The 3,127-nt window shown below is 58.8% G+C and carries 4 protein-coding genes; 2 read left to right on the forward strand and 2 right to left on the reverse strand.

Going from position 1 to position 3,127, the window contains the following annotated elements; translation table 11 throughout:
- The first annotated feature begins 755 nt into the window (after positions 1–755).
- Positions 756–962: a hypothetical protein gene (locus PG899_RS23795; protein WP_270697795.1), complete on the forward strand. Its 207-nt coding sequence runs from the start codon at positions 756–758 to the stop codon at positions 960–962.
- Between the two features lie 108 nt (positions 963–1,070).
- Entirely contained in the window at positions 1,071–1,310 is a 240-nt protein-coding gene (locus PG899_RS23800) for a plasmid replication protein RepB (protein ID WP_068979551.1), read from the forward strand.
- Here PG899_RS23800 and PG899_RS23805 read toward each other — a convergent pair.
- Together PG899_RS23805 and PG899_RS23810 are read right to left on the reverse strand one after the other, a co-directional pair.
- Positions 1,307–1,498 carry a hypothetical protein gene (locus PG899_RS23805; RefSeq protein ID WP_103829336.1) on the reverse strand — a complete coding sequence of 64 codons (192 nt, stop codon included), beginning with the start codon at positions 1,496–1,498 and terminating at the stop codon, positions 1,307–1,309. The two genes, PG899_RS23800 and PG899_RS23805, sit on opposite strands and share 4 nt — an antisense overlap.
- Positions 1,495–2,631, reverse strand: coding sequence for a plasmid recombination protein (locus PG899_RS23810; RefSeq protein ID WP_270697797.1), 1,137 nt, complete (start codon positions 2,629–2,631; stop codon positions 1,495–1,497). Before PG899_RS23810 ends, PG899_RS23805 begins: the two co-directional genes overlap by 4 nt.
- Between the last annotated feature and the right edge of the window lie 496 nt (positions 2,632–3,127).

Consider the following 3,127-nt stretch of genomic DNA (forward strand, 5'->3'; position numbering starts at 1 on the left):
GCCCGTAAACGAAAAAACCCGCCGTAAGGCGGGTTCTTCGGAAGCCCTCGGTGTACCACCACCTTGGACTTCGTGGTAACAGCTTCAGGCGGAAGCAGATACCAAAGGTAACCGGCTCAGGGGGAGCGCAGCTACCGAATTCCAGCCAAGTTTAGCGGCAACGCGCCGCACCTTTCAAGCTAAATCCCGCCTGAACCCTGTTACCTGCTGCAAATGCGTAGCGGGAATTTATCGTACCCGTTCGGCCTTGGGCCGTGTGGCATGTTTGTGAATCAAGATGTTTTGGACATGCGCAGCGTACTGCTACCGATCAAGGGTACTGAAGGTAGCCGGAACCGATCAGCTGGTGAATGACGTAATAGGGAACCGCGCTACACGTGCCAGGCGCGGGGGAATCCCGAAGGGATATAGCCAGCTGATAGACCTGCCGCAGGGGGGGGCGATAGCGCCCAAACTGGTCAGCGTAGGGCACGCCGGAAAGGGGGAGCAATCCCAGACGGAGACGCAGAATGACGCCGGATAGCCTCAGGAAATTCATCCTGTCTGGCTAGGGGTCCGGCGTAGCCGGAAAGGCCCAAATCCGCCCGCCGGTGCTGTCTGCTTTGGCCTGTCTCTAAACACCAGATAGCGGTGTCTTGGCTCGGGGGAGCGTGTAGAGGCTGGGCTTTGAGGAAGGTCATCACCTCGACCTGACGAACAAGCCAGCAGGCAAGCGAAGCGCGGCAGGACTACCCACTGAATCCACCGGAGGTCACATGGGTTTCGACAAGCACCTGATTGAGCTTGATGGTGATCGGGTATGGTTACTGGATGCCGCTGGCAAGCGTTTGTGCGACATGGCGGACATGCAGCTGCTCGATTTGGGGAGCCGGATCAGCGTTGAAGGCGGCCTGCTCAACTTCGATTTGGAGGCCCAGAAGTGGCGTGAATGCCTCATTGCCTTGGGCCTTGAGCTGGATTGAAAATCATTTTAGCGATTCGATGAATCATATTGCGAATTTGATTGACTCCACCCCCCTATAGGGTAAAATCAAATTGTCGATTTGAGTTTTCAAATAGGGGATTTGATGATGCAGGAAAAAGAGGCCAAGACCATTTTCGACATGGGCGGATTCTCCAAGGCGATGATCGTCCCCACCCCAATGGGGGCGGGGTTCCACCTCCATCTGATCCGCTTCGGCAAGGGCGGCACCGAGGTCGTGGAGCGCCAGCGCGGAGGCTGGCGGGTCTTCTCCTCGATGGATGCAGCGGCCAACACAGCAAACGGCATTGGCTTTCGCCGCATCGAGATAGACCTCAGCAGCCGCTAGGGCCGAGCCCAGCGCAGCAGGGCAGCAAAGGCCGCCATCCATGCAGCCCCCTCGAAGTATGAGGGGGCCTCCCAGCCAAAGAAATCATGTAGTCCCAGCAGGCCCATAAACCAGCCTCCCGAGGCGGTCACCGCCCCTTTCAGGAAGAACACAGCGGCGAACAGCGCCGCTACATGCCACGCCTTCATGGGCGCGGCCCTCGGTACTGCTCGGGCTTCAGCTCGCGCAACTGTTCTTCGGCCTCGTTAAGCTGATCGGACAGATCATTGCGGTAGCCCTCCAGCTTCTTGCGCTCGACTTCCGACATGGCCAGCACGTTCTCTTTCTCCTTGAGGGCTGCTCGATAGGCTTCCAGCTCCCGATCCTTATCGGCTAGTCTGGCGGCCATCGCCTCCGCTTCCGCTTTGGTTCGGCGGGTCACTTCGTCCACCTTGATCTGGCGCTCTGCCAGCTCTTTGGCGGCCTTGGCCGCGGCGTCCCCCTGCATAGTCATTTGCAGCGAGATGCCCGTCTCTATGGCGCGTTGGCCGAGATCCAGAAGCTCCTCCTCCGAGTACATCCGTTCTTTGCTGAACAGACCCACTTCTCGGCCCTCCACGACACCCATGAGCTCATCCTTCTGCTGCTTGGTTAACTGGGGCTTGGCCGCGCCTGCCCGTTCGGCTATGCCGAGGGCCTTCTCCACAAGTTGCCGCGACATGTATTCAGATCGGGTCAAGCGCTGGCGCTTGGGACCGAGCCGAGCCATGCCGAACTTCCGGCACACGCCCGTGTATACCCGATCCTGCCAAGCTCGCATCGCCTTGTTGTGGGCTCGCAGCTGGGCGGCTTTCGGCTCGCCCTTGCGCTTGGCCTCCGCCGATGCTGCTCTGCCCTGGTGGAGGTCGTTGAACGCTTGACCTGGCTTAGGGACGGCGTAGAAGTGCAAATGCGGGTGCTTTTCGTCTTGGTGCTCCACGACCGATACCAGATTGTCCCCGTATTCGCCCTTGAGCCACTCTAGGGCCGTTTCCTTGAACTCCTGCCAGTCTTCCCCCTCTCTCGGGTAGCTGATAACGCCCGCGAGCAGCACAGGGGCATCTATGCGCAGTTTCCGGCCCTTCACGTCTTTGGCTTGTTCTCCCCATGCCTCGGCCTGTTTTACAGCATCGGAGGGGGAGCAGCCAAAGACCCTGATCGGCTCCTGCGGTGTTATCCCTTGGGCGGTCAAATGGCTGACGTGATCAGGGTGCCTCTCTGCTTCGTTGGCTATGTCCTGAGCGCTTCGAGTGCCCTGTTTTGGCTTCCGTGCGTATGAGTCTATGTGCGCAAACTGATACATCGTGCCCCCTGTTTTTGGCTCCTGTCATCTGGGCTCAAATGTAGCAGCCTGCTTGCGTTTTCCACAAGTAAAGTAACCGACTTTACTTGTTAACCTTCCGCTTCGCTGGAAGGTTAACAAGTGTCGGCCCTGCGGGGCTCAAACAGACGGCTTTGGCTATTTCGGTTGCCGGAGGTGCGCGGCGTGTGGGGGGGGGTGATTATGCGTAGGCAGGGTGCCCCGAACTGGCGCGCTATCGCTTGCCCCCCACTCGGCTCCGAACGGTCGGCCAGCCGACCGATACCGGATCGAGCGGGCCTATTTTTATGGCGGATTTGGGAGGGGGGTTACGGTAACAGTTACCGAATGGGGCGGGTGTTGTGATCCTGTAGTGATCGAAAAGCTGCTTGATCCATGATCACGGGCCAGAGTAAGCTTATGCCCGTAAACGAAAAAACCCGCCGTAAGGCGGGTTCTTCGGAAGCCCTCGGTGTACCACCACCTTGGACTTCGTGGT

Source organism: Aeromonas sp. QDB39 (assembly GCF_027707585.1).
Lineage (GTDB): Bacteria > Pseudomonadota > Gammaproteobacteria > Enterobacterales > Aeromonadaceae > Aeromonas > Aeromonas hydrophila.